This is a genomic window from Rhizobium sp. WSM1274 (genome assembly GCF_025200775.1).
Lineage (GTDB): Bacteria > Pseudomonadota > Alphaproteobacteria > Rhizobiales > Rhizobiaceae > Rhizobium > Rhizobium leguminosarum_I.
In genome coordinates this window covers 1108503-1134618 of the sequence record NZ_CP104139.1, presented here as the reverse complement: position 1 = coordinate 1134618, position 26116 = coordinate 1108503, and the positions used below count along the sequence as shown (strand labels likewise).

The following is a 26116-nucleotide window of genomic DNA, read 5'->3' as shown; positions in this document are numbered from 1 at the left end:
CCCAATCTGGCCTTATTCGCTCGATCTAGAGTACAGGCCAAGGTCGCCTATCATCGCAAATTCGCAACGCTGATAGAACTCCGACAGCGCCCCTCCTCGCTTCGAGATCAGCCACAAGCTGCTACATCCTTCAGCTGTGGCTGTTTCGAACATTGCAGAAAGTAGAGCGGTCCCAATTCCCTTACCCTGTGCATCGGGCTGCACTGAAAGCTCGTCCAGATAAATGACCGGGCCGGTATGGCGCCGCTGTCGTATCCCGAGCGCAATGCCGAGCACCTTGCTTCCGTCAACTGCCGCAAGTGCAATTGACCTTGGAGTTTCAAGCACATAGGTCACATTTTCTGCAGCCGCTTCAAGGGACCAGCTCTCATTCCACGGAGGCAGGGCATAGGCATTTACCAATACGACGGCCGCACCGCTAATGTGTTTTTCAACCAGACGCTCGATCCGAAATGACATAAACTCGCCTCACGCCACGTCAGGTGACATTCGCCGAAGGCTGTTGGTTTCGCAATGGTGAGTTGCCTGCATCCGCAGGTTTTTCGCCGAACTTTTTCCTAAAGAGCAAAGATCGCGGGCGGGGCTGGAGGGAACTCGTCGAGAGCAGACAGCATCACTTCTTTTCGGCAAACTCGAGGCGGATGCCAGTTAACGCACCCGATTCAGAACCGTCCGGTGAATGCTGGGCAGATCGAGCATCCTGGTTCATGGCAGACCGGGCAACGCGATAAAACAGCGCATCCAACCTCTATTTCCAGCTCGTATAATCGTCGGCGACGCAACCGAACGGCGCGCGTTCCTGTCCAAACCGCTTCTTGAGCTGCTCGCATCCCCACTCATTCAATGGCGCCGGCATGAGATTGTTGATGTCCATGCCAGGCGATTGGAATGCTGTCGGTGAGGTCGTGACGTACCAAAGCCAGAAGCCGACCACACCGACGACGATCAGAAGCAACACACCGAAGAAAAGCTGCAGCCGCTTCCAGATCGACACCGTCTTTTTTTGTTCTTCAATCAAAACCGGCGCATCGCGATCGCTTTCTTGCTGATACGCAAAGGGCGCAAGAGCTGCGGTGCGCTCATCGTCCGTAAGCTCCACACGCTGCAGGCGATCGTCGAGAAGCACCGGCAGGGCTGTATTGCCGTGCCTGACTGCCAGTCCGATCGCCTTGCCCTTGGCTTCACCGACGATCAGAGGCTCCTCTCCACTCTTCATGCGCGTGTAAGCGGATCGCCCGGTTTTGTCGTTGGCAATCTTGTCGTTGTAGGTAATCGAAAGGACGCCGCGTTTGCGGTCGAATGCGGTGATCTCGACCGGAACAGGGGTCAGCATGGCAGGCCGGAGCAATTGGCCCTTAACCCGCCAAATGCGCATAGAGAAAAAAATCATCCCCAGGCCCATGCCGCCAAGCAGGACGGCGAACACTGCAAGCGTGACGATCCGGTTCCAGAGCATGTCCAAACCCAGGCTCATCGTCGCAAGTTCCGGGTGATCGGCTGAAATCACCAGATCCGTTTCATAGTCGCCGGTATGGAAATCGACGAACATGACCTCGACTTCGGTATCGTAGTCTCGTCCACCGTAGCTGTAGACCAGGCGTGCCTCGCAATCGGTAAAGACTGCCCTGCGTGTCGTGCATCGCCCGTTCTGCACGTCCCCATTTTCGAGCGTCACGGGGTTCTGGCTGATCTGGAAATCGCGGAACACGCCTGGTGCTTGCGAGACGAATAGAAAGATGGCGAGTGCCAGGATGATGGGCGTTGACCAGAAATAAGCGTTCGGCGTGGAGATGACGTTGCGCGCCAACGAGATCGGGCGACTAGGAAGAACAAGCGAAGGCAATGGCGTCGAACTCCTCGTGTGACAGCGCTGGCTTCCACAATCTGATTGTGTAAAATCGATCTAAAGCCTCAGGTGGGCGATCGGCAATCCCTCTTAGGGTCCGAAGGTAGCATTGGTATCTTGATCTGTTGAAAACCTGCACGCTGTGGCGAGCGAGTTGCTCTCGAATGTCGACGACTCGTCTCCTCGGCGCTGCGAGACACATGAATTAAGATGGTGATGGCTGCGAACGTGGTCGAATGCTTCCCATACGGAACCAATTCACCGCAAAGCGGTTATATCAGACCCTCCCGATCAGCCGAGCGTCGTTATGCAGATGTTACGCGGTCCGAAAGTTACTCAGCTGATGAAGGTCCTTGCGTGCGCCATCGCCGTTGCGACGGCGTCGATAGTCGTGGCCGGCGACGCCAAGGCCGACGAATCCGCGTTCCTGAAAACACTGGCGGGAAATTGGAGCGGTAAGGGTACGGTGAAAGTGCGGACAAATGCCCCCACCATGACAGTCACTTGCCGTTTCAAGTCAGACGCGAATGCAAGCTCCCTCGCACTCAATGGGCGCTGCACCAGTCTCGTGCTTTTTTCCCGTGTCATCAGCGCTAACCTCAAGGCTAGCGGTGACACCTACACCGGCTCCTACGTGGGCGCGGGCACTGGCACTGCGGGTCTTGGCGGAAAACGCGCTGGCAATGCCATAAGCCTCGCGATCAGATGGGCGAAAGAAGTCAATGGCGATCGACTTGCGCAGATGACGATCGAAAAAACCGGGGCATCGGGCATGCGCCTCACAACCGTCGATACCGACCCCGCGACAGGTCGATCGGTTGTTACGAGCCGCATTGAGCTACGTCGGAGCTGATATCTTTTTGCGTTCAAAAAGCCGCCAGTGTGCTAAAGGGTTGATAGAGAAGCCCCGAAGCTATAGTTTCGCCTTCGCAAATCGCTGAACGACACAAGGAAATAGTTATCTCATGCCGACAGGTACCGTTAAATTCTTCAATGACGACAAGGGCTTCGGCTTCATCACCCCTGAGGGTGGCGGGCAGGACGTTTTTGTTCACGTGTCTGCGCTGCAAAGCGGCGGGTCGCTCCGCGAAGGCGACAAGGTCAGCTTCGAAATCGGACAGGATCGCAAGACCGGAAAATCGAAGGCTGAGAACGTCTCGACCATCTGATCGAAAACCGAAGATGGCCCAGCCTGCGTTGAGCAGGTTGGGCTCGTCGTCATGGCGACCTGCGATGTCGCCCTCTTCCGCAAACGACTCCAGCCGGAGCGTTTTCGCCTGTCCCCGTGTCACGAAAACGCTCTATCTTTTTGTTCTGCGCAGTTCCGGGCGCAAGACCGCTCCGCAATATGCCGGAGTTGCTCTACAGCCGATTGGCACGCAATAAGGTGTCACGAGACAAATATCCCGCAAGCGTCCCATCGGCGGCTCTGACATGCAGTCCCGGCATCTCACCGGAGAGGATGAGCGCCAAGGCGTCGTGAACCGTGGCGTCGGCGGCGATCTCGGCATCGGCGCTAGACGGTTCCAGCGCGGTGGTCATGATCATCGATACGGCAATCAAGCTCAACCTTTTTGTGGCTCGGTCGGGACGGAAGATACTCTCGACAAATTCATTGACGGGATGCGCAAGATTGCTTGCGGGGTATCATATTGAAAGATGATCGATCAGACGATATTCAGCAGCCCAATCAGGCAAAGCCCGAGAGCCCCCAACGCCAACAGCGACAGCGTTGCCGCGGCGAGGACACGACCGCCGGTATGCGCGACCGACCTGACATCGACCGAGAGGCCTAAAGCGGCCATCGCGGTGACGGTGAAGGCGGCGGAGACAGCCGCCATCCCGGGCAGCAGCGGCGCCGGGATTGCGTCGAGCGAACGAAGCGTCGCCATGGCAGCAAAACCGAGGATGAACCACGGAAGAGCATGGCGGAGCTTGACTGGCGAACCGCCAGGACCGCGGCCATGAACTGCGCTGAGCACGAGGATGACGGGTCCGAGCATCATCACGCGGATCAGTTTGACGAGCGTGCCCACCTGAGTGCTAACGGCCCCGGCAGAGGCCGTGGCCGCCAGGACCTGCGGAACGGCATAGGCCGTCAGTCCTGCGAAAACGCCATATTGTACGGCGCTGAGACCAAAAAGCAGGTGAAGCAGAGGCAGCGTCAGAACCGCGCCGATGCCGAGCACTGCGGTAAAGGCTATCGAGGCCGCAAAGTCGTCCGGTTTGGCGCCGATTACCGGTGCTGCAGCGGCAATTGCAGAATTGCCGCAGATCGAATTGCCGCAAGCAACCAATGTCGCCAGGCTGGCCGACAGCCCGAAGAGCCGGCCGATAGCAAAGCTGCCGGCCAAAGACAGAGCAACCAGAACGGCAATTCCGCCGACCAGCGGCAGTCCAGCCTGACTGATGGCAGCCGTGCTGAGCGAGGCGCCGAGCAACACGACCGCAATCTCGAGCAAGGTCTTGGCGGCGAATTGGATGCCGGGAATGAAGGTCTGCGGCAGGCAGACCGAGGAGCGCACGGCAATGCCGATCAAAATGGCGAGCACGAGGTTCTCGATCAAATGCGAGCCGGAAACCATCATCTGCAGCTGTTCAACGAGATAGGCAGAGAGCGTGACCGCCGCACACAGGACGAGTCCCGGGAGGACGGCAGGAAGCGACAGGGAACGGGAGGCGGAAACGATCATCGGCAAGACCTTGCAGAGGACCGTAATTTTCCCACACTCGATTGTCGCCTTCCATTGAATAGTATAGCAAAAGTTCATTCGACAAAATCGAACGATTTAGATCAATGACGTTTGAACAGCTTTCCATTTTTGTTGCGGTTGCGGAACGCGAGCATCTGACCAATGCCGCCTTTGCGATCGGGCTGACGCCCTCGGCCGTCAGCTCGGCTATCCGCAATCTCGAGACCTCCTATGGCGTCGAGCTTTTCCACCGCGTCGGACGCCGCATAGAACTGACATATGAGGGACGGGTGTTTCTGGGGGAGGCAAGAGCGACGCTGGCACGCGCAAAGGCGGCAGCGCTCATGCTGTCCGATCTCGGCGGCTTGCAAAAGGGTGAACTGGTGGTTTTGCGAGCCAGACGATCGCCAGCTACTGGCTACCGGCGATGCTGATGCGTTTCAAGATTCGCTACCCAGGCATTGACCTGAAGCTGATGATTGGCAACACGACCACCGCCGCAAAAGCAGTCCTCGATGGATTGGCCGAAGTCGGGTTCGTCGAAGGCAGCGTTGATGAGCCGGCGCTGCATGTTCAGCCGCTTGCCGAGGACGAGCTGCTTGTCGTCGTCGGTCCGCGCCATCCCTGGGCGCGTGGCAAACCAATTGCTCCGGCAGAGTTGGTTTCGGGCACGAAATGGGTCATGCGGGAAAAAGGGTCCGGAACCCGGTCGGCCTTCGAGGCGACGATTTCCAATCTCGGCATAGACCCTGGAGATCTGGCTGTCGCGCTTCAACTGCCGTCGAACGAGGCGGTCATATCGGCAGCAAGAGAAGGTCTCTGCGCCACAATCGCTTCGGGAGCCGTGGCCGCGCCGCTCTTGACCCAAGGTCTGCTGGTCAAGGCGCGCTTCCCCCTGCCGTCCCGCCAATTTGCAATTCTGCGGCATAAACAAAGGCACGCCAGTCGTGCCTCGCTGGCGCTGGAAACGATTTGCCGAGAGGACAAAGCTGCCGAAGTCCAAAATTGGGATGATTGGGCGCTCTAGCTGATCCAAGCCGCCGACGGTCTTTGTCGTTGCTGCTCAGGGCGCGTCAGCGGTACTCTTCCACCCCCCGGGAAGGTTTGGCCTGCTTCATGGCATTTTGGTGGTCGCCACGCACGACGATGTCGTGACATTTTCAGCATGGGGATGCCCACTTGCTGGCATCGGTGCTCCTTGATCAGCGAGCGGGCTTCTGTCACCAGGCTCGCTAAATTGCGCGTCCAAAACTTGTCACCGCATCGTCTGATGCGTCCGACGTCACCACCGCAATAGGCTTCGCGCGAAGCCGGCTTGCGTCGCGGGCGGGCGGAAGTCCGAACAGCCGCCCGTATTCCCGGCTAAATTGGGAGGCGCTTTCATAGCCGACGGCGAAAGCGACACGGGCGGCGTCGCCCCGAGTCTCGAGCAACAGACGGCGTGCCTCGTGGAGACGGAACCGCTTCTGATACTGAATGGGCGTCATGGTCGTTGCCGCCTTGAAATGACGGTGGAACACCGAAGCACTCATTCCGGTCATCCGCGCCAGATCTTCGACCTTGAAAGATTCCGTGAAGTTTTCGCGAATCCAGGCGAGCGCCCGCCTGACCTGAGACTGGCGGCCGTCGATCTGTGCGATCTGCCGCAGCTTCGCTCCCTGCGGTCCCCGCAATAGGCGGAACAGGATTTCCCGCTCAATCATTGGTGCCATGACGGAAATTTCGTTTGGCCTATCGAGAAGTCGCATCATACGTAGAAACGCTTCCTCGAGCTGAGTATCGGTCGGGCTCACGCCCAGGCCACACAAGAATTCCGGATCGTGCACATCAGGCATCTCAATCAGAAGATCGGCGATGTTACTGGCATCAAAGCTGAACCCGACGCCAAGAAATGGCTTCTGAAGGCTCGCTTCGGATATTCTGCCAAAGACAGGAACCTCGACCGAGGCCACGAAGTAGCTGCCCGCTCCATGGTGTAATACGTTCTCGCCGCAAGTGATTGCCTTGGCGCCTTGTAACACCAAGCATATGACAAGCTCCGTCATGCCTGCCGTCGGCTCAGTCGTGCGTTCTGCTCTTAGCAAACCGACGCGTGGAATGGCGGTCGTCGTACGACCGCCACGCGAGTGCCTCTCGATCAGGGACCTTAGTTCTTCGCCCACATTGTCCATGCTGTTAAATTGCACCCTCCTCCAACGCGCGCAAGTCTTTCGGCAGGATTAGGCAAGAGTTCAGTAGAATTTGGCACGCGGCCGGAAAAGCGCCTACTCGAAGAATGCATTGATCACCGGCGCCAACAAAAGCATCGGATTTGAAACCGCTCGACGGCTCGGGGGAATGGGTTATCGTGTTTGGCTTGGTGCCCGCGATGCGGGGCGCGGTGAGAGTGCGGCGGAAACTCTGCGAGCTCAGGGTCACGATGTGCGCTTCCTTGAAATTGCCGTCGAGGACGACGCAAGTGTGAAGGCAGCCGCGGATCGTGTCAGACAGGAAGACGGCAAGCTCGACGCACTGGTCAACAATGCGGGCATACCCGGAGCATTCATCGACCCGGCAGATCAGACCGTAGACGACATCCGTCAGGTCTACGAGATCAACGTATTCGGGCCAATCCGAATTACGCAAGCTTTCCTGCCTCTGCTCAAAGCAGCGAGTTCCGCCAATGTCGTCAACGTCAGCAGCGAACTCGGTTCGCTTGGCGCCCTGACAGACCCGGAGAGCGAATTCTTTGGTGTGAACAGCCTGGGCTACAACAGCTCGAAGACCGCCCTCAACGCAGTGACCGTATCGTTTTCCAAGGCCCTCGCGTCGTTCGGCATCAGGGTCAACAGCGCGGATCCCGGATACACGAAGACCGATTTTAACGGCAATACAGGCTATCGGACGGTCGAGCAGGCGGCTGAGATCATCGTCCAGCTTGCAGTCGCGAACGACGGCCAGACGGGTGCCTTCATCAATGACAAGGGCACGCTGCCTTGGTGAGCCTGACTTAATATTTGGGGCGGGCGGCGGTGCGCCCAATTTAATCGCTGATTCCACGACTGTACGTCACGGCGCCTCGATCAGACAGGTAAGCTGTCGGTCAACGTGAACGAGAACGGTCGCTCGCCATTCGCCTATGGCAAATTCGAGTACAGCCGCTTCAAACTGACCATTGACATCGGCAGTGTTAAGGCAGAAGCCGCACTCGGCCGCGCATGCGCGGCCGTTTTTGCGAGGATGCGAGAGATGACGACCAAGACTGGCTTAGCCGATGCCGGAAACCTGATCATAACAGGCGTCGTGCTGATGCTGCTCGGCGATCTGCTCTTTGCGCTGAACGATGCAATGGGCAAGTGGCTGGTCGCCAGCTTTGCCGTCGGCCAAGTGCTGGTGATCCGCTCGGTCGGCGCCTTCATCGTGCTCGGACCAATGATCCTCCGGCAAGGGCCGATGGCGTTGTTCCGCGTCGAGCAGAAGGGCCTCCAGTTCATCCGGGTCTTCATGGCGACTGTCGATGTCGCCTTGTTCTACGCTGCCGTCGCCTATCTGCCGCTCGCAGATGTGATGACCTTCTATATGGCCGGGCCGATCTACGTTGCGGCGCTCTCGCATTTCTTTCTCGGAGAAAAGATCGGCTGGCGCCGTTGGCTCGCCGTTCTGACCGGCTTCGCAGGCGTCGTCATCGCGCTGCGTCCGTCCACGGCGATGCTGTCGCTTCCATCGCTCTTCGGGCTTGCCGGCAGTCTTGCCTTTGCGCTGTCGCTGGTGATGAGCCGCTATCTGCGCTCGACCAGCGACACGACGCTCGTGACATGGCAGACGGTCGCGGCGCTCGTCACCGGCATCGTCCTGAGCATCGGTCATTGGCAGCCGGCGGCGCTCATCGATTGGTCCGGCATGCTGCTGCTCGGCGTCGTCGCCTCCTGCGCGCATCTGCTCATCACCCGCTCGCTGAAGCTCGCACCGGCATCGCTGCTCGCGCCGCTGCAATATACGCTGCTGCTCTGGGCGATTGTCCTCGGCTACCTCTTCTTCAATGATATTCCCGATACGCAGATCATCGTCGGTGCCGCAATCATCGTCGTTGCGGGGCTCTTCATCTTCCATCGGAAGAATTTGAAAGAGATGGTTCCGGCCGAAGCCGTCCCGCCCGACGGTCATTGAGAACTGGTGCAATCGCAGCAAAGGCGCGAAGCGGTTTTATAAAGGGCTAGGGCATTTTCGTCACTCGGAAAGACGGAGATGTTTTAGCTCTCATCCGCGGGCGGCTCCTCCCAGCCGAAGACGCTCCGACCGCCGAAATCGGCGGATTGGCGGAATTCGCCGGCGATGATTTCCTTGAGGTCTGGACCCGTCACATAGCGTTCCATCTGCCTGGATTGGTCGTCCAGGCGCTTGAGCGCCTGCAACTCCTCCTCGCGTCCGAGCCTGCCCTTCTGCACCGCCGTTTTCATCACGGCGATCGTCTCATCATAAACCTTGAGCGGGACCGGAAAAGGATGGCGATCCTTGCCGCCATGGGCGATCGAGAAGCGCGCCGGATCGGAAAAACGGAATGGCGCGCCGTGGACGACTTCCGCCACCATCGCCAACGCCTCCACCGTGCGGGCGCCCACGCCTGGAACGAGTAGCAGCTCTTCGAAATCCGCCGGGCCGCGGTCGGCAGCGGCAGCCAGGTTTCCATGCAGCCGCCGCATGTTGACGTCGCTCTCGCGGACATCGTGATGGGCAGGCATGATCAGGTGCGGCAGCATCGGCTGTGCCGCAGGTTCGGGCGCCGCCTCTTCGGCACGCAGCAAGGCAGCGGCCTCGCGGATGATCCGGTCGGGACCGAGGGTCGCCAGCAGATCGAGCTGACCGCGTCGCGAGCGTTCCGCTCGCCGGTCGGCAAGATTGACGATTTCACCCTGGCTCCTTCCCTCGATTGCCGCATGCGGCGAATCCACGAAGCTCTCCAAGCCTTCGGACAACCAGTGATAGCGCCGGGCCTGCCGCTTGTCGCCGTTCATGCCCTGCTGCACGACCACCCAATGGCCGTCATCGGCGACGATGAACCCGTGCAGATAAAGATCGAACCCGTCCTGAAGGGCGGCGCTGTCGACCTTGGCTATAAGACGGCTCGTGGTCGCAAGCCCCTCGCCGTCGAGACCGACACGCTCGCCAATCGAGACGAGCTCCAGCGGCGTCTTGCGCGAATGCGCGCCGCGGCCGCCGCAAACATGCAGGCCGAGCTCGCCGGCACGCGGCTTCAGCCCGCGTTTCAGCGCGCCGAGAACGCTGGTCGTGATGCCGGAGGAATGCCAGTCCATGCCCATGACCGCGCCGAAGGACTGGAACCAGAAGGGATGCGCCAGCCTGCGCAGGAATTCGTCGCGGCCATAGTGATGGACGACCGCCTCGGTGATCAGCGTCCCGAGCCGCGTCATCCGGTCGCCTAGCCAATGCGGCACGCGTCCTCCGTGAAGGGGAAGATCGGCGCTGCCTGCTCGTTGTGACATTTCGCTGTGTCAATCCTCTATGGCGGGCCGCCGACCATTGCAACAGCCGCGTCCTGCGATCGGGAACCCGGTGAAATTCCAGGCGTTTGTTCTCAGTCGAGAGGCCGAGGCAAACATGACCGCATTTGAAACCATGTCCGATCAATCGTACCTGACCCGAACGAAAGCGCAACATCCGTGCGGCGAAAAACAAGAAAGCACGGCACGGCGCCTGCAAGGATATGCGGAAAAGGCTGCTTTCCTGATCAATGGTAACCGCTATTTCTCAGAACTGGCGCGTGCGTTGCGGCAGGCGCGACGCAGAGTGTGGATCATTGGGTGGGATTTCCATCCCGATATTCGGATCGAGCCCGAAAAATCCGACGAAACCTTGGCCGACCTGCTGCATTCCGTAGTAGCGGCGAACCCCGACCTCGAAATACGCATCCTCGTTTGGGCGCTGGGGCCGATCTATTCGGACAAATCAATCCAGTTGCTTCGGAAGAAGGATTTTCCAAAGGATGACAGGATCGATCTGCGCTTCGACCTTCCAGGTACAGTACGCGGCTGCCATCATCAAAAGCTCGTCTGCATTGACGATGCCGTCGCCTTCATCGGCGGCATCGATCTGACGTCGCGGCGATGGGACACAAGGCGCCATCGCGTCATGGACAGGTGGCGGCGCGACCCTGGTGGCGAGCCCTACGATCCTCTGCATGACGTTCAGGCGATGACCACTGGCGATGCCGCCCGGATGATCGGCGACATCGCCAGGCGGCGCTGGGAAAACGCCACCAGCGAACGCCACCTGCCGTTGACTGAGAGCGTTCCCTTCACATGGCCCGCCAATCTCGCCGTTTCCATGCAGGAGATCCCGGTCACCTTGGCGCTGACCGAACCGTCGACCGCTTTTCGCAACGGCATCAGCGATGGCATCGCCATGACATTGGACGTCATCGCCCGGGCGCGGCGGCAGCTCTACGTCGAGGCGCAATACCTCGCCTCCTTCCGTGTCGCCGACGCCATTGCCGCGCGGCTGCAGGAGGAGGACGGGCCCGAGGTCATCATCATCTGCACGCGGAGCTCTCACGGCCTGATCGAAAAAATCGTCATGGGCGGCAATCGCGACCGCGTCATCCGCCGCCTCAAACGCGCCGATCGCGCAGCCCGCCTGCGCGTCTACTATCCCGTCGTGCCCGGGCCAGTGCAGAAAAAGGACAACGAGGTGGAGGTGCTCATCCACTCCAAGCTGATGATTGCCGATGATGAGCTGATCCGCATCGGTTCCTCCAATCTCAACAATCGCTCGGAAGGGCTGGATTACGAATGCGACATGCTGTTCGAGGCCGACAGCGGCGAACACCGCCGCGCGATCGCTGATCTGCGTAGCCGGCTTCTGGCGGAATATCTCGGCACCGCCCCGGAGACTTTTGCCGCAGCCTTCATGAGAAGCGGCTCGGTGGTCCAGGCAATCGACGCACTCAACGACGGGCCGCGAGGTTTGCGGGAATTCGCCGTCGACCTGTCGGGCAGCATTTCGCCGATTCGGGGTACTGGCCTCTTCGATCCGGCTCGGCCTTTCGCACCCCTAGACCGACTGGGCCTCGGGGCGCTCGTCCGCCTCCTCATCCGCCCCGCGTGATTTCCGCCGGAAGATTACCTCGCTGATTACAAGGAGCATGGTACCGAGCGCCAGCGGAATGAAGAAATAGGCACAGCGGAATGCAATCAGCGCGCCGATCGACGCCTCCTTCGGCACCGCGTAGGAGACAGTTGCCTCGAGCACGCCGAGACCGCCCGGAACATGCGTTGCGATGATCGCCGAATTGGCGAGCACGTAAGCCGTTACCGATCTGAAGAAGGCAACGTCGCCGAAGGTGGAAAGCATCTGATGCAGACAGGCGGAGACGAACATGAAGTTGATCGTCCCAATTCCGACCTGCGCAACCGCGATCGAAAATCGCGGCAGCTGAAACGACCAGCGCCACAGCCGCAACGTGCCGCGGACGAAAAGCGCCAGAGACGCATAGACGACCGGCACCATCAGCGCCAGTGAACCGAAGACACGGGCGCTTGCAGGATCGATGCGCAACAGGCGCCCGGCATCGCCGGGATTGATAATCATGGCGAGGCCGCCGAGCGCGATGAGCCCGAGCCCCACAGTGACACCGCAAAACAAGATGACTTTCGCCACGTCTTCCGTCGTCAGCCCCCAACGCGAATAGTACCGATAGCGGAAGGCGCCGCTGCTTAGTCCGGCAAACCCGATATTGTGGCCGAGCGAAAGGCTGACGAACGAGGCGAGTAGAATGTTCCGGTATGGCAAGGATTTGCCGAGCGAGCGGATCGCCAGGAGGTCGAAGCAACTGAGGCAGAGATAAGATGCCGCCGTAAACAGAAGCGCTGTGCAGAAGGTCAAGAATGGAATGCTGCGAACCGATTGGACGATCTCATCCAGGCTGTACTGTTGGAAGATCCGATAGAGAAGGAAGACCGCAAGACAAAGGGCGGCAATTAATAATCCATTCCAGATTATGCTTTTCAGGCTCATCTATTATCCATTCCGAAGCGCGATGCGCAGATTTTGCGGGCGAGCGCTTCCCCCTGCCTTCGAAGAAAGCACGAAGGCGTTACGTCGATCATCTGGAACGATCAAACGAGTTCTGTGTTCCCCCGAAGGACAATTTCCATGTCCTGGGGGAACGAGCTTTCAGCGGGGCCGATGCCGGATCAATCAATCAAACTCCTGACCTATAATGTGCACAGCTGCATCGGCGGCGACCGGAAGCTCGATCCCGGCCGCATCGCTTCTGTCATCGCCGAGGCGAAGGCTGATATCGTCGCTCTTCAGGAGGTCGATGTTCTCCGGCGCAGGACCGGCGGTGTTGACCAGGCCCATGCGATCGCCTCGCTTTTGAAGATGCAGGCTCATTTCCATCCGGCGCTGTCGATTGCCGAGGAGCAGTATGGCGATGCGATCATCACGGCGCTGCCGACAGGCGCGGTCAAGGCCGGCCCGCTGCCATCCATTGGCGAACAGCGCGGCGCTTTGTCTGTCGAAATACTGGTCGGCGACAGAAAACTGCTGGTCGTCAACACCCATCTCGGCCTTCGTGGCCGCGAGCGCATCCGGCAGATGACGACATTGCTGAACCCCGGCTGGCTGCGCGGCACGGCGGATGAGCCTCTTCCAACCATTCTCTGCGGCGATTTCAACGCCATTCCGTCCTCGGCGACCTACCGACTTGCCGCGCGGTCATTGAAAGACGCCCAGCTGGCAGGCGGCGCCGCGCCGAAAGCGACCTTTCCGTCGCGCTACCCGCTGATGCGCCTCGACCACATCTTCGTCACTGACGATCTCATCGTCAAACAGGCGGCGGTCTTGGAAAGCCGCCTGACAAGGATCGCATCGGACCACCTGCCCCTGCTCGCCGAAATCGGCTTCGCCTGATAGTCATCGGCATTGATGACTTTAGCGGGCGAGCTTCCGGTTCATCACCGCCGCCACCAACGGCAGCGCCGTCGTCGCCACGGCTGCCAGAGGCAACCTCATGATGCCGCGCGTGACGACGAAGGCCGCCGCCATAGCACCTGCCAGCTTGAGCCAGGGCTGATTGCCGAGCTGCGCATGGGCGCTGGCATCGGCCCATCGGACGTTCTCCGTAACAACGGTCGCGGCCTGATGTTTGATCACGTGAAGGCGAGCCCGTAGGTTTTCGAGTTCTTCTCTCAGTTCTTGCAAACGGCCTTCCAAGACATGACCTTCGTAGATCGGGAGGGGCTCCTCGACGGTGTCTCCAACGGAAGCATAACCACCGAGCGTCGCAATATATGCCCGATATTCGGCCTCGCTGGCGAAACCCTCACGTCTAATAAGATCAGGGTTGATGCTCGCCTCTTCAAAGGAGGCCGGCGCGATTTCCACACCGTCGTGCATATCCTTGTTTGTGCCGGTGTCCCCGAGTTCGTCCTTGAACATGATGCGTCTCCAGTTGTTCCTGGCGATAGAACGCTCGAGGGCTCAGAAGGATGCATCGGCCTCCGCTCCTGCCTTCATCTTCGCGAGGCGCTGAAACGCTCCGGCCGAAAGTCCGCCAGCAGCTGATGGCGGCGTCCAGTGCCGATCTCGTCCGCCAGCAGTTCGCCGGCAATTAGGCCGAGGGTGGCGCCGCTATGGCTGAAAGCGACGAAATAACCCGGGATCGATGGCAGTTCGCCGAAGACGGGCTCGCCGTCGCCCGGAATGGGCTTCGGCCCGACCCCATAATCTTCGACCTCCAGCGCCGGATTGCCTTCGAGAACCCTGGAGGCCTCGCGCAGCAGCCCCTCCAGCGTCGATTGTCTGATTTCGTAGCTGCCGTCGGGCCTGACACTCACCTCTTCCTCGGACCAGGCGGAATCGAGCGCGAAGCCACCGTTGGGCGTCGGCCGGATGGCGACGCGAGGGGTGTTGAGCACGGCCTTCAGCGGGTGGCGGATCGGCTTGGTCCGGACGAGAAGCGCGACGGGCGTTGCATCGCCGATATGCTGGCCGACCTCGGCCACGATTGCGGGGACGTCGCCGCCGGCAGCGAGCAGCACGGCATCCGCATCGCGGCGCATGCCGTCTGCCGTGATCACGCCACGGGCACGCCCGCTTTCGACGTCTACCGTCGCGCGACCCGCGTCCGTGATGATCTCGCCCCCCAACGTGCGGTATTCCTGCGCCAGCACGCCGATCAAGGACGGAAGATCGACCCAGCCCTCCCCGGGATTGAAGATCGCGCCTTGGCGCGTCACAGTACTCGCGTCCACACCTGGCGTTACCCCAGCAATTCTTTCCGGGGAGAGCCATTGCGCGTGATAGCCTAGCTCACGCTCATAGTCGAAGACCTCGGCGATCTCGTTGCTGGCATCGTCCGCATCCCAGGTCAAGCCGCCGTTGAAGCGCAGCCACGGCGCGTCGGGATTCCGGACAGCCAGCGTGCGGTAGCGATCTATGCCGGCCAACCGCAGCCGGTGATAGGCCTCGGTGCGTTTGCGTGCCGAGTTGAGCCAGGCGAGCGAACGGCCGGAGGCGCCATTGGCAAGCGGGCCGTCATTGACGAGCACGGTGCGGACCCCGAGCCGTGCCAGATGGACAGCGGTCGAGACGCCAAAGATGCCGCCACCGATGACGACGACCTTGGAAGGCTTGATGGAAGCGTTCATGTCGATAACCTTGTTTTCTGCTCTTACTAGATGAAATCCGGCACGCCGGCGTGAGGACGACCGGGAGCACCATGCGTTGCCTCAGGCGCTTCAGAGAACTTCAGCAAGGAAGCGCTTCAGCCGCTCGCTTCGGGGATTGTCGAAGATCTGCTGCGGGCAGCCCGCCTCGACGATGCGGCCCTCATCCATGAAGACGACCTGATCGGCCACCCTGCGCGCAAATCCCATCTCATGCGTCACCACGGCCATCGTCATGGCCTGGCGGCCGAGAGCGGCCATCAGGTCAAGCACACCTTTCACCAGTTCGGGATCGAGCGCACTCGTCACTTCGTCAAACAGCATGATCTCCGGATCCATGGCCAGCGCGCGTGCGATGGCGACGCGCTGCTGCTGCCCACCCGACAGACCTGCCGGCCGATGATCCCTGCGTTCTGCGAGACCGACCTCGGCCAGACGTGCCTCGGCGATGCGCCGCGCCTCCTGCCTCGGCATCTTCTTGATCTTGGTCAGCGAAAGCATGACGTTTTCAAGTGCCGTGTGGTCGGGAAACAGGTTGAAGTGCTGGAACACCATCCCCACGCGCCGGCGCAGCCTCTCTTGCTTCATCGCCAGGATGCTCTCGCCATCAAGCAGGATGTCGCCGCTTTTCGGTTCGACAAGCCTGTTCATGCAGCGCAGCAGCGTCGATTTGCCCGAGCCGGAAGGGCCGATGATGCAGGTGACGGTGCCGGCGGCGATGTCGAGATCGACACCCTTGAGCACGTCGAAATCGCCATAGGCCATGGTGAGGTCGCGGATGTTCAGGACGCCGCCTTTGAAGCGCGGTGTCCTCTCCTCGGCCGTGCCCGTGGGGTGGGGGCCGGCAGCGGCCCGCAATTCGCTTACCTCGACCAATCCGCTCGCAGCACCCGAGCCGCGGCCTTGTTTTCCGAGGCGCAGTCTCGCATCAATATAATTGACAAAGTGGGTCAGCGGCACGGTGATGACGAGATAGAAGACGCCCGCCAACAGCAGCGGTGACAGATTGCCCGTGACCACCGCCTGATCTTGCCCAACACGGAAGATTTCCCGCTCGGAGGCGAGCAATCCCAGGAAGTAGACAAGGCTGGAATCCTTGACGTTTCCGATGAATTGATTGACCAGCGCCGGCAGAACGCGCCTGATGCCTTGTGGAATGACGATCAGGCGCATGCCTTGGCCGTGGCTCATGCTGAGCGCCCGGCAGGCTTCCATCTGGCCGCGCTCGACGCTTTGAATGCCGGACCGGAAGATTTCGCCTATATAGGCTCCGGCAATCAGGCTGAGCGCCAGGATGCCGAGCGGAAATGGAGACGGACCGAAGATCTCGCGCCCGATACGGGCAAAACCCTGGCCGATGATCAGGATCGTGACGATCGCGGGCAGCCCGCGGAAGATATCGGTGTAGATGCGCGCCGGCAGCCGCAGGCAGCGGGATTGCGAGATGCCCATCACAGCAAGCGCCATCCCGATGATGACGCCGAGCACGGTAGAGGCGGCGGCCAGGATCAGCGTGTTCTTGAGGCCGACGCTGATCATGCTCGGCAGAACGTCCGCCATGGCGTCCCAGTCCAGGAAGCTGCGGCGGAGATTTTCAAGCCAGTTCATTCAGATCCCCATGAATTCTTACCCGGCGCAGACGCCGCCGTCCGGCAGAGCCTTGGTAAGCCGCCCACCATGAGCGGGCGGCTTGCGGCGTCACTTCTTGGGAAGATATTGTTCCGGCATCGGTGAGCCGGGGAACCACTTTTCGTAAAGGGTCTTCCAGGTGCCATCCTGCATCGCGTCGTGAAGCGCGCCGTTCAACGCCGTCCGGAAGGCATCATTTCCTTTTCGGACCACGAAGCCTGCCGGCGCATCGAAGGACGGGATGTTTACCGCAACCTTCAGTGCGGGATAGCGCTCGCCATATTGCTTGGCAGCCTCGTAGTCGAGAAAATGCGCATCGACCATTCCGTTGTTGAGCGCGGCCACGCCGGAATTGTTGTCGGGGAATTTCACCAGATCAGTTCGCCCGAAATTCTTGGCTGCATAGACTTCCTGCAAGGTTCCCTGCACGACGCCGAGACGCTTGCCCTTGAGGCCATCGGCATCCTTGATACCGGCATCCGGGGTCAGGACGGAGAGATAACCGGCGAGATAGCCGTCGGAAAAGTCGACGGTCTTCTTGCGGGCTTCGGTGGTTCCGATCGCTGCAACGGCAACGTCGAACCTTTCGTTTGCGACCGACGGCAGGAGTGCAGAAAATTCCTGGCCCGTGAACGTCACCTTGTCTTTTGGAAAGCCGAGGCGGGAGACGACGTTGAGAAACAGTTCGATATCGAAACCGGTGAACTGGCCGTCCGCAGTCGCAAACGTATAGGGCTTGGAATCGCCCATCGTGCCAACGCTGATGGTCCCTGGCTCGATCAGGTTATAGGGATTGTCAGCCGCCGCTGCGGAGCCTGCGCCCATCGCAAGAAGGCATGTTAAAAGGCCAGCGCGCAATGGGGCGAGGGTGGCCACGAATGATTCAAAAGGCTTCATGTTCGTTCTCCGCTCTGAAAGGAATGCTCTTGTCGGCATCGTCGGGTCGCCCTGCCCCGCCACATATGCGGCTAAAGGCTTCCTGGACAAGATACCGGTCTCCCGTATAAAGAGACCGGTCTCATAACATATTTGATATCCGTCAATTGACCGGTAGTCAACAACTCTTGTAGTCCTCAGCTCATGGAAGATTCCGCTCATCCGAAACGTTCAGTCACGGTCGCCGACGTCGCGAAGGCCGCAAAGGTCTCGAAGGCGACGGCCGCCCGCGTTCTCGGCGGCTACGGCGTGGTCAGCGCCAAGGTCACAGATCAGGTGATGGCGGCTGCCGCCGCCCTCGAATACCGCCCGAACGAGCTCGCCCGAAGCATGAGCACCGGAAGATCCGGCATCATCGGGGTCGTGGTCGGCGATATCGAGAACGCTTTCTTCAGCCTGGCGGTGCGCGGCATCAGCGATGCGGCCCGTCTTGCGGGCTTCAACGTCATCATCGCGAATTCGGGCGAAGAGCTGGATGCGGAAAAATCAGCCGTCGACCTCCTGATCGGCAAACGCGTCGATGGCCTGATCGTCACGCCTGCCCGTTGCGACAGCGTCGATCATCTCCAGCACGTCCGCCGCGCCGGCGTGCCATTGGTTCTGTTCGACCGGGCCATCCCGGAACTCGAAGTCGACGCCGTGACCGGCGACGACCGGAATGCGGCCATCACCGCGACCCGGTACCTGATCGGGCGAGGACATCGCCGCCTCGCCTACGTCTCTGCCATGGATGCCGGCGACGGTGGGCTCACCGATATTGGGTGGATCTCGAATTCCGCCGTGCGCGAACGCGTGGAGGGTTTTGTCAGCGTGCTGACCGAGGCGGGTTTGTCGAGCCCTCTTCATTATGTCAGGCTTGGCGCTACCGACCAGCATCAGACGGACGCCGTGATCAAACGCCTACTCTCGGATGGATCGCCGCCAACGGCGCTGCTAGCTTCAGACAGCCTCGTCGGTTTGCGCATCTTCAAATCGCTGCAGTCGCTCGGCCTGTCGATCCCCAAGGACGTCTCGATGATTTCGTTTCTCGACGCGGACTGGACCAGCGTCACCGTTCCGCCGATCACCATCGTCGACCAGCGCGTCTATGAGATGGGCAAGCTTGCCGGCGAACGGCTCGTCGCCCGCATCGAACGCACCCCCCTTGCCGTCGAACATCTGCGCGTCAGCACGAACCTCGTCGTGCGCGGTTCTGTCGCGACGATCGACCGGTGAGATCGCGGCTAATCATAGAGCTCGCCGTGACCGATCTGCGCCTGTCTGGCTGGTGTGTCGCTGATCGAGGGATCGTCGGCCGGATCGGGATCTCTCTTGTTGGCATCGCTCATAAACTGCGCGGCCTTAAGCAATGCCGCGGTGATTTCTTCGGTGCCCCATCCGGCTTCATTGGCAGCTGCGATCACCCTTTCCAAAGCGTCGCGTGCGGCAGCGGTCGCCTCTTCGAAGCGCTGCGCGGGGAATTCGGTCTTCGGTGATGGAAAGTTCATCGGCGTTCCCTCCATGTGTATGGCAGTTGGAGGATGAACGCAGGTCGCGGGAAATGGATGCACGACTATGGTGATTTAACCCGCGGAAGCCGGTTCGTACCCAACCGAAAACGGTCGACGACGTCTTTCCCGCGTCAGATGACGGTCTGCAATAGAAACGGCGAGCGCTCCACTGGACGCTGGGCAAGAATCCTCAGCATTGCGGGGCCTTGTATGCCACTGGTCGTGCGCGAACGACCGTCGTAATAGACTACGGTCATGACCTGATTGAGAATATCGTACCTGATCTGTGCGATCGTTCGGGTGTGAACCGGAAAAATGAATTCATCGGGGCTAATTTCCAGCCCGGTGGTTTTCAAGGTCATCGCGATGCCTCAGCAACAATAGACATTTCGGCCCGACCGATGGTCTGAGCCCAACGGCGCCTATCAAGCACATATTGCTGCGACGGTCGCGTGACATCGGCGTGACATGCAGAATCGAGATAATCAAATGCGGGCCGCGGGTCTCGTAGCCGTCGGTCGGAAGCCTGGCGATGAGCCGTCAGTGCACCGTTCTGCAGATTGCGTGCACGTGGGCACCTTTCAGCGAATATTCAACCGAGCGGACCAGCGAGCGGACGGCCTCGTCCACATTGAAAACAATGTCTCCGAGTCGCTCAATCTCATAGTCGAGCTCGTACACTTCTACCTCGTCAAACTCTTCACTCTGCAGCATCCGCCGCATCGCCTCGATCAGACGCTCCGTCTGCCCAACGATATCAAGTGCACTTCTCACGATAATATCGAACATGTAATCCCTCGCTGATGATGGAGCGTCGGGCATATCGATGATTTTCGCAATCCTGAAATCTTGTTAGAGCCGGTCGCGGACAGAGTCATAGAGCTCGCGCAATTCGTCGAGTGCCGGCCGATAGCGATAGCGATAGCGCCGCGGCGGCTCTGCACGACGTCCGGTGAAGATAAGCGCTAACGCGCCACATACAGCCGCCACCACGACCAATGTCGAGACCGGATGACGCTTCACGGCCGCCTGCGTCTGCCGCATTGCGTCGCCGGCATTCCCCTTGGCCGATTGGGCGGCGTTGGCCACCCGCTGCTGGAGCGCGTCGATTTGTTTTCGCAGCGCGCTCAGGTCTTCCTGCAGATCAGACTCTGCCTGCCTTGGAACTCCGACGGAGGCGGTATTCGTATCAATGATGGCTTTTGGCACGGGCTCGCCAATTTTGGCTCCCGTGGTGTCGAGTGTTTTCGTTGCTGTGCTCTTGCGGGGCGGCATGATCATTCTCCTTCCTAATCTCTCAAGGCAACTGCTCGTTTTAGTCGTCGTCGAGCGAGAAAACCGGGCGGTAATGGCGCTCCGCGATAAGCAAGCTCCTGTCGGGTCGGATGACGTAGATTTCCTCAACCTCGCGTCCCCATTGATCGGTGAAGGTGTGCGGGAAGGATGAACCTGCGGGCGACTTCGTCAACTTGGTGCGGGGCTGGCCACCATAAGTGATGCTGCCAGGAATGGGAGCGAGGCCTGACGACGAATAACCGCCTACACTCGTCGTGCAGCTTGTCAGCATAAGGGCGAAAACCAGCGCAAATCCTATCCTTAGCTGCATCGGAACCTTCACTTCTTCCTGTCCCCCGAGTGTTGCTCGTCTTTCGCCAAGGTAACCAGGCTTGAGGGACATTTGTTCCAGAATTTGCCTGAGACATGAGACAGGCGAGGCTCCCGATTGAACCGGAACAACCCCGTCATCGCGTAGCTTGGTCAGCAAAGGAGATACGCTGTTGCGGATTGCTGACTGGCGCAGCCAATCGACAATCGTAAGGGCGCCAAGGCGCTGGGACTTGTCAGCGGTATTAAATCAGGAATCGCGCTGATGAAAGAATAGGATTTGCACGAGAGACTAAGAACAACCCGAACGCAGCATCAGCGTCCCAGCGGTGCCGGCGCAAGGACGAGTCGGCAGCGGCGGACGCCGCTGCCGCTACAGCTCATCGCTGCGACGCTTCACTGCGTGCTTCAGCGCAATCAGATGTTTGCGCCGCTCAAGCATATAGTCGGCATAGCCGACACAGATAAACAGCAATGTCGGGCCGGCGAAGATGACGATGAGAGCCAATGCAACAAGAATGAATGCGGTCGTCATGGTCTGTGTTCCATCATATTGGTCATGTTGTGCGGAAGGACCTCGTGCCTTCCGCCGATCAGTTTCCACCGCTGCGGCTGCCGCTCACTTTCGCTGCGGGTCGTGGCTGTGATGGCGATCATGCTCACCGCCACCGCCTGAGACCTTGCTTTGCGTGCGCCTGTCCGGCTCTGCCGCCGGCTTGGGTATTTCGAGCGGAGCCTTTGCGTTTTCATGCGATGCGCCGGGGCCACCCTGACGGATGGTCGACGGGCTCTTCTTCGATGTAGACATCGATGCCTCCTACCGGTCCTGCTGGTTACCCTGATGGGTCGTATTGATCTTGCTATTGCCTTGCTGCCCCTTCTTGTCGGGGTTTTCAGCGCTGCTTGCCATTTCGGCATCGTCAGCACTGGTCCTTGCTCGCTTGCCAGCGACGCCCTTGCCGCTGACATTCTCGGCTGGAACGGGGGGTAACCTGCTGCTCATCAACGTCTCCTCATTCAGGATCTCGATTGGCGCTGTGATCTGAATATTGCTCAGTCTGGACCGTCTTGCTGTCGAGGCCGCGCTCCTTGGAGTGCCGGGCCTTGTCGCGGTTGGAAAGGACCATGTTTTCGGGAAGCTGCTCCTCGTCGAGATTGGTCATCGCGCCGCTGCCGTCGCCCTTCCCCTTCGCTCCGGCGCCAATATGTTTTCGGTCGGCATTTGCCATAGTCTTTCTCCCTTCGGTTATCAGGTCAAACAATCAAAACCCGCGGAGGTTCCGCCTGAAAAACAAATCGCGACAGCAAGGGCGGGTGTTCCTACGATTTGTCCAGATGCCGGCGCAGTTCGTCCTTATGGATGAAGTGATCGGTTTTGCCCGGCTCATGATCGGGATGTGAAACCTCCACATCGAGTTCATCAGGAAGCGCGAGCGCCTGTTTGTCGTTCATGATGCCCAGCGCAATTCGCCCTTCTTCGGTATCTACGGCGACTTCGACCAGCTGTTTCTTAGAAATCATCTCGAGGATCCTCATCCTTGCCTATTCAGAATCGGCCCATCTGCTATTCGTTCCCTCGCCCCTCGATTTTGCGGCCTTTCTTCTCCCGTCGCCGCCGTTACGCGCTTGAGTAGCGGGCTCGACGTCATATCCTCGAGCAACACCGATAGCTTCGGCCTCCAGTTCGGATAGCTGTCGCTCGTGCCTGGAATATTGGTCGGCTTTTTCTCCTCGGTGAGATCTGCAAGACGCACTGCGACGAGAAGCGATGGAGTCCTGGCAATGAAGCGATAGGCGCTGACGGTCAGTTCCCGCAGCGCCTCCCGACTTGCCCGCGCGGTAAGCCCGGCGGGCAGGTCGAGGCCGGCCGCCTTGAGCGCCGCCTTCAGGCTTCTCCGCTCGCGCTTACGGTGTTCGAGATGTCTTTCGGTAAGATCCGGCGGCACGATGCCGTGATCGCACCGGTCCTGAATGTCGGCGCCGCGCCACCAACCGGCAAGGGTCCGGTGGTCGTGCGTCGAAATGCAGGCCAAAGCGAGCACGGGATAGGTGTCCGCCGGCTTGAAGCCCTTCTCGTCCTGTTCATAGGAAAGGATGCGGTAGGAGAGAATGTGGGCTGCCGCCAGATCGTCCTGCAATCCCTTGGGGATCAGTCCAAGGTCTTCTCCGATGACGAGGCACCGATGCTCGGCGGACACTTCTGCGAGGATCTGCAGGAGCCGATCCTGGGGATAGCGGACATAAGCGCCGTCGTCTGGTTTGCTGCCCAATGGCACCAGGAAGAGGCGGCGAAGCGCTGCGGCGTGGTCGATACGAATGGCGCCCGCATAGCGCATGGCAGCGCCCACCATGCGCCGGAAAGGCGACATTTCTCCTGCCGCGATCGCGGAAGGCAGGTACCCAGCGAGGTGCCAGTCCTGTCCATCTATGGCGAAGGGATCGGGTGGGCTGCCGATCGTGGCCTTCGAGAGATAGATATACGGCTCGCTCCATGTCGCCGAGCCGTCGACCGCCTCCCCGACGGCAAGATCGAGATAGAGTCCGATCCGCAGGCCGGTCTTCCGCGCCCGGTCCGCTGCCTGCATCAGCTGCCGATGGGCGAGCCATTGCAACCACATGTGGAAGCGCACATCGTCCGCGTGTCCACGCTCGAATTCGGCGACGGCTGCGCTGTCAAAGCGCTGGAAATCGGCCGGCCACCGTTGCCAGCCAGCGCCCGCCCCCCGCTCGACCATGGAAAACGACAGGCATTCGAAAAGCGCGTGCAGACGCAAGCTGTTTCCTCCTTGCGCGACGAAGGCATCGAAATCAGCCGGATCATAAGCCTCGTCGATCACGCTGCGCCTTCGCCAGACCGGCCAGAGATCGCGAAGAGCCTTCAGCTTGATCTCTGCGACGCCGACGTAGTCGACGAGATCGGTTTGGCGAAGGCTTGCCAATTTCCGTTCGAGTTCCGGGTCACAGGCAAAACCCGGCAACCGGTCGACCGCGACATAGAGTGGGTTGAGATGCTGGCGGCTCGAGGGCTCGTAGGGACTGCAACGCTCGGGATCGGCGAGAAACGGCGCGTGAAGCGGGGTGAGGCCGATGAAATCGGCGCCCAGCGATCCCGCGAGATCCGCCATATCCGAGAGATCCTCGAAGTCTCCTATGCCCCAGTTACGTGCCGAACGGAGTTCGTAAAGCTCCAGGCTTATGCCCCAGACCGGCGTTTTGGAAAGGAAATCCGGCAGAAATGACCTGGCGATCTTCTTGGCCGCAGGCTGCCGCCGCGGCGCACCGATCTCGTGATCAGCCGCTCCCGCCAAGTCGACCTTCAGTGCCTGAAGGATCTTGCGTTTGGTCTCGCCTGATATCGCCACCTCCTGATTGTCGGGACTGGGCCTGGTCAGGCCGATGCCGTGCCGGCGGGCGAGCTTGTCGAGGTCAGCAGATTTCATCGTTCGATCGCCTTCCTGTCAGCGCGCCATCAAGCCTCGCTGATGCTCCAGATCACCGTCCAGGGCGCGAGATTGCCACCATCGCTGCCGCCGAGACGGAAGATCGTCTCGCCGTCGTCTCGCTCCGAGACGAGCGGCGCCGCCTCGGCGCCGAGGTTGGCGTGCAGATGAAGACGTCGGTTTTGCGCCAGGCTCCAATCCACCGCGAGCGCGCTTCCCGCCGAGCGATAGACCGCGTTTCCGGCGCCGGCGCCTTTGAGCAAAGGCACGATCCTGCGGTGCCGGAGGTCGAGAAGCGTCCTGTAAAAATCAAGGATCTCGGAAGAGGTGAGTTTCGACCAGTCCAGCTTGGCGGTGGCGAAGGTCGATGGCGCCGTCGGGTCGAGAAGATCGTTGGCGTCGAATCCCGGCAAACGGGAGAGCTCCTCGCGACGGCCCTTCCTGACCTTCTCGTTCAAGTCCTGGTCGAAATCGCAGAAGAAAGGGAAAGGCTCTTTGGCGCCCCATTCCTCGCCCATGAACAGCATCGGGATCTCCGGCGCCAGCAGGTAGATGGCGACGACGGCCTTGACGACATCGGCAGGGCTCGAAGCAAGTATCCGGTCCCCCAGCGCCCTGTTGCCGATCTGGTCATGGTTCTGGATGAAGGAGATGAAAGCGGTGGGCGGGAGGTGGCCGCTCGGCCTGCCGCGGCTTCCACCGCGGTAGGGCATGTGTTCCCCCTGAAACACGAAGCCTTCCGCCAGCGCCCGGCCGAGCTTGCCGGCGTCACCGGCGTAATCGGCATAATAGCCGAAGGTTTCGCCCGTGGCGGTGATATGCAGCACATGGTGGACATCGTCGTTCCACTGGGCGGTGAACAGCCTCACTTCCCCGTTTTCGTCACGCTGCAACAGGTCGCTGTCGTTTTCCTCGTTTTCGACGATCAGGTGCACATGCCGGCTGCACGCCGCCGCCCTGACACGCCGGGCAAGCGCGTGAAGCAGATGCTCGGCGCTGTCGTCCTTGATGGCGTGGACAGCATCGAAGCGGAAACCGTCGAGCCTGAACTCGGTGATCCAATAAATGGCGTTCTCGATGATGAACTCGCGGATCATCTCGGATCCGTCGCCGTCGTAGTTGATGCCGTTGCCCCAGGGCGTCTTGTGATGATCGGTAAAGAGTGGCGCATAGGCCGGGATATAATTGCCGGCCGGCCCGAAGTGATTGTAGACCACGTCCAGAAAAACCGAGATGCCGCGCTGATGTGCTGCATCCACCAGCGCCATGAAATCTTCCGGCCGGCCGTAGCTGCGGTCCGGAGCATAGGGAAGCACGCCATCATAACCCCAGCTGTAACGTCCGGGGAATTCACTAAGCGGCATGATCTGCAGTGCCGTGACGCCCAGCTGCTGCAGATAGTCGAGATGCTCGATTGCCGCCTTGAAAGTACCCTCCGGCGTGAAGCAGCCGATATGCATCTCGTAGATGACCATCTCTTCCCAAGGCCGACCCGCCCAGTCGATCGTCTTCCAGCGATAGAAGGAAAGGTCGACCACTTCGCTCGGCCCGTGCACATCCTGCGGCTGAAACCGCGAGGCGGGATCGGGAATTTCGAGACCGTCCGGCAGGACGAAGCGATAGCGGGTACCGACACTGGCATCCGCGACCGTATAGTGGTGCCAGCCGTTTCCGACCGCCTGCATCGGCCGCGGATCAGCGCCTTCGAGTTTCAGCGACACGCTTTCATGCAAGGGAGCCCAGAGGCGAAACAAAATGCCCTCTTCGGTGAATGCGGGGCCGAACTTCATTTTGGTCAAGGGAAAGCCTT

The 26116-nt window shown here is 60.1% G+C and carries 30 protein-coding genes and 1 pseudogene; 8 read left to right on the top strand and 23 right to left on the bottom strand.

Features of this window, described 5'->3' with window-relative positions; translation table 11 throughout:
- Window positions 1-12 precede the first annotated feature (12 nt).
- Together N2600_RS29600 and N2600_RS29595 are read right to left on the bottom strand one after the other, a co-directional pair.
- Window positions 13-459, bottom strand: a complete 447-nt coding sequence (locus N2600_RS29600; RefSeq protein ID WP_170279676.1) for a GNAT family N-acetyltransferase — start codon at window positions 457-459, stop codon at window positions 13-15.
- Window positions 460-748: 289 nt separating this feature from the next.
- Window positions 749-1843 (bottom strand): hypothetical protein, encoded by a 1095-nt coding sequence (locus N2600_RS29595; protein ID WP_170279675.1) that lies wholly within the window; start codon window positions 1841-1843, stop codon window positions 749-751.
- Window positions 1844-2153: 310 nt separating this feature from the next.
- On the opposite strand from N2600_RS29595, the gene N2600_RS29590 reads away from it, so the two are divergent.
- Together N2600_RS29590 and N2600_RS29585 are read left to right on the top strand one after the other, a co-directional pair.
- On the top strand, window positions 2154-2699 hold the full coding sequence (locus N2600_RS29590; RefSeq protein WP_246726484.1) for a hypothetical protein: 546 nt from the start codon (window positions 2154-2156) through the stop codon (window positions 2697-2699).
- 112 nt (window positions 2700-2811) lie between these two features.
- A complete protein-coding gene (locus N2600_RS29585) occupies window positions 2812-3015 on the top strand; it encodes a cold-shock protein (RefSeq protein ID WP_017967409.1) in 204 nt (67 codons plus the stop codon).
- Window positions 3016-3208: 193 nt separating this feature from the next.
- Here N2600_RS29585 and N2600_RS29580 read toward each other — a convergent pair whose 3' ends face one another.
- A complete protein-coding gene (locus N2600_RS29580; protein WP_017967410.1) occupies window positions 3209-3394 on the bottom strand; it encodes a hypothetical protein in 186 nt (61 codons plus the stop codon).
- A 119-nt stretch (window positions 3395-3513) separates the two neighbouring features.
- The gene (locus N2600_RS29575) at window positions 3514-4539 is read right to left on the bottom strand and encodes a YeiH family protein (RefSeq protein ID WP_260299108.1); all 1026 of its coding nucleotides are present in this window, start codon (window positions 4537-4539) and stop codon (window positions 3514-3516) included.
- A 104-nt stretch (window positions 4540-4643) separates the two neighbouring features.
- Here N2600_RS29575 and N2600_RS29570 point away from each other — a divergent pair.
- A pseudogene (locus N2600_RS29570) lies at window positions 4644-5566 on the top strand (LysR family transcriptional regulator).
- Window positions 5567-5771: 205 nt separating this feature from the next.
- Here the strand turns inward: N2600_RS29570 and N2600_RS29565 are convergent.
- A complete protein-coding gene (locus tag N2600_RS29565; RefSeq protein WP_017967413.1) occupies window positions 5772-6710 on the bottom strand; it encodes an AraC family transcriptional regulator in 939 nt (312 codons plus the stop codon).
- 109 nt (window positions 6711-6819) lie between these two features.
- Here N2600_RS29565 and N2600_RS29560 point away from each other — a divergent pair, with 109 nt between their 5' ends.
- Window positions 6820-7521, top strand: coding sequence for an SDR family oxidoreductase (locus tag N2600_RS29560; RefSeq protein ID WP_260299107.1), 702 nt, complete (start codon window positions 6820-6822; stop codon window positions 7519-7521).
- A gap of 246 nt (window positions 7522-7767) precedes the next feature.
- Entirely contained in the window at window positions 7768-8685 is a 918-nt protein-coding gene (locus tag N2600_RS29555; RefSeq protein ID WP_260299106.1) for a DMT family transporter, read from the top strand.
- An 83-nt stretch (window positions 8686-8768) separates the two neighbouring features.
- Here the strand turns inward: N2600_RS29555 and N2600_RS29550 are convergent, their stop codons facing one another.
- The gene (locus tag N2600_RS29550; RefSeq protein ID WP_260299105.1) at window positions 8769-10019 is read right to left on the bottom strand and encodes a DUF763 domain-containing protein; all 1251 of its coding nucleotides are present in this window, start codon (window positions 10017-10019) and stop codon (window positions 8769-8771) included.
- Between the two features lie 115 nt (window positions 10020-10134).
- Here N2600_RS29550 and N2600_RS29545 point away from each other — a divergent pair, with 115 nt between their 5' ends.
- Window positions 10135-11640 (top strand): phospholipase D-like domain-containing protein, encoded by a 1506-nt coding sequence (locus tag N2600_RS29545; protein WP_260299104.1) that lies wholly within the window; start codon window positions 10135-10137, stop codon window positions 11638-11640.
- On the opposite strand, the gene N2600_RS29540 is transcribed toward N2600_RS29545, so the two are convergent.
- Window positions 11587-12549 (bottom strand): lysylphosphatidylglycerol synthase domain-containing protein, encoded by a 963-nt coding sequence (locus tag N2600_RS29540; protein ID WP_162116360.1) that lies wholly within the window; start codon window positions 12547-12549, stop codon window positions 11587-11589. The genes N2600_RS29545 and N2600_RS29540 overlap by 54 nt on opposite strands.
- Before the next feature lie 171 nt (window positions 12550-12720).
- Here N2600_RS29540 and N2600_RS29535 point away from each other — a divergent pair, with 171 nt between their 5' ends.
- Window positions 12721-13449: an endonuclease/exonuclease/phosphatase family protein gene (locus N2600_RS29535; RefSeq protein WP_170256693.1), complete on the top strand. Its 729-nt coding sequence runs from the start codon at window positions 12721-12723 to the stop codon at window positions 13447-13449.
- Between the two features lie 21 nt (window positions 13450-13470).
- Here N2600_RS29535 and N2600_RS29530 read toward each other — a convergent pair whose 3' ends face one another.
- From N2600_RS29530 to N2600_RS29510, 4 genes are all read right to left on the bottom strand, one after another.
- Window positions 13471-13977 (bottom strand): hypothetical protein, encoded by a 507-nt coding sequence (locus tag N2600_RS29530; protein ID WP_260299103.1) that lies wholly within the window; start codon window positions 13975-13977, stop codon window positions 13471-13473.
- Between the two features lie 74 nt (window positions 13978-14051).
- The gene (locus N2600_RS29525) at window positions 14052-15188 is read right to left on the bottom strand and encodes an NAD(P)/FAD-dependent oxidoreductase (RefSeq protein ID WP_170259668.1); all 1137 of its coding nucleotides are present in this window, start codon (window positions 15186-15188) and stop codon (window positions 14052-14054) included.
- 90 nt (window positions 15189-15278) lie between these two features.
- Window positions 15279-16814 carry an amino acid ABC transporter permease/ATP-binding protein gene (locus N2600_RS34540; protein ID WP_311319307.1) on the bottom strand — a complete coding sequence of 512 codons (1536 nt, stop codon included), beginning with the start codon at window positions 16812-16814 and terminating at the stop codon, window positions 15279-15281.
- 90 nt (window positions 16815-16904) lie between these two features.
- The gene (locus tag N2600_RS29510) at window positions 16905-17732 is read right to left on the bottom strand and encodes an ABC transporter substrate-binding protein (RefSeq protein ID WP_260299102.1); all 828 of its coding nucleotides are present in this window, start codon (window positions 17730-17732) and stop codon (window positions 16905-16907) included.
- 183 nt (window positions 17733-17915) lie between these two features.
- Between N2600_RS29510 and N2600_RS29505 the strand changes: the two genes are divergently transcribed.
- Window positions 17916-18986: a LacI family DNA-binding transcriptional regulator gene (locus N2600_RS29505; protein WP_162116355.1), complete on the top strand. Its 1071-nt coding sequence runs from the start codon at window positions 17916-17918 to the stop codon at window positions 18984-18986.
- Between the two features lie 8 nt (window positions 18987-18994).
- Here the strand turns inward: N2600_RS29505 and N2600_RS29500 are convergent, their stop codons facing one another.
- The 12 genes from N2600_RS29500 to treZ all read right to left on the bottom strand — a co-directional run bounded on the left by N2600_RS29500 (window position 18995) and on the right by treZ (window position 26096).
- Window positions 18995-19258: a hypothetical protein gene (locus N2600_RS29500; protein WP_017967425.1), complete on the bottom strand. Its 264-nt coding sequence runs from the start codon at window positions 19256-19258 to the stop codon at window positions 18995-18997.
- 134 nt (window positions 19259-19392) lie between these two features.
- Window positions 19393-19623, bottom strand: a complete 231-nt coding sequence (locus N2600_RS29495) for a hypothetical protein (RefSeq protein WP_222280698.1) — start codon at window positions 19621-19623, stop codon at window positions 19393-19395.
- A gap of 178 nt (window positions 19624-19801) precedes the next feature.
- A complete protein-coding gene (locus N2600_RS29490) occupies window positions 19802-20050 on the bottom strand; it encodes a hypothetical protein (RefSeq protein ID WP_026154490.1) in 249 nt (82 codons plus the stop codon).
- 63 nt (window positions 20051-20113) lie between these two features.
- Window positions 20114-20536 carry a hypothetical protein gene (locus N2600_RS29485; RefSeq protein WP_260111450.1) on the bottom strand — a complete coding sequence of 141 codons (423 nt, stop codon included), beginning with the start codon at window positions 20534-20536 and terminating at the stop codon, window positions 20114-20116.
- Window positions 20537-20576: 40 nt separating this feature from the next.
- Window positions 20577-20867: a hypothetical protein gene (locus N2600_RS29480; RefSeq protein ID WP_026154491.1), complete on the bottom strand. Its 291-nt coding sequence runs from the start codon at window positions 20865-20867 to the stop codon at window positions 20577-20579.
- Window positions 20868-21239: 372 nt separating this feature from the next.
- A complete protein-coding gene (locus tag N2600_RS29475; protein ID WP_017967429.1) occupies window positions 21240-21401 on the bottom strand; it encodes a hypothetical protein in 162 nt (53 codons plus the stop codon).
- An 84-nt stretch (window positions 21402-21485) separates the two neighbouring features.
- On the bottom strand, window positions 21486-21674 hold the full coding sequence (locus N2600_RS29470) for a hypothetical protein (protein WP_080635731.1): 189 nt from the start codon (window positions 21672-21674) through the stop codon (window positions 21486-21488).
- A gap of 9 nt (window positions 21675-21683) precedes the next feature.
- Window positions 21684-21869 carry a hypothetical protein gene (locus N2600_RS29465; protein WP_017967431.1) on the bottom strand — a complete coding sequence of 62 codons (186 nt, stop codon included), beginning with the start codon at window positions 21867-21869 and terminating at the stop codon, window positions 21684-21686.
- A 10-nt stretch (window positions 21870-21879) separates the two neighbouring features.
- Window positions 21880-22095, bottom strand: coding sequence for a hypothetical protein (locus N2600_RS29460; protein ID WP_017967432.1), 216 nt, complete (start codon window positions 22093-22095; stop codon window positions 21880-21882).
- A 91-nt stretch (window positions 22096-22186) separates the two neighbouring features.
- Complete coding sequence (locus tag N2600_RS29455) at window positions 22187-22402, bottom strand: hypothetical protein (protein WP_260299101.1); 216 nt, start codon at window positions 22400-22402, stop codon at window positions 22187-22189.
- Entirely contained in the window at window positions 22399-24306 is a 1908-nt protein-coding gene (gene malQ / locus N2600_RS29450) for a 4-alpha-glucanotransferase (RefSeq protein WP_260299100.1), read from the bottom strand. The genes N2600_RS29455 and malQ overlap by 4 nt, the downstream gene beginning before the upstream one ends.
- A gap of 29 nt (window positions 24307-24335) precedes the next feature.
- Window positions 24336-26096, bottom strand: coding sequence for a malto-oligosyltrehalose trehalohydrolase (gene treZ, locus N2600_RS29445; protein ID WP_260299471.1), 1761 nt, complete (start codon window positions 26094-26096; stop codon window positions 24336-24338).
- Window positions 26097-26116 lie beyond the last annotated feature (20 nt).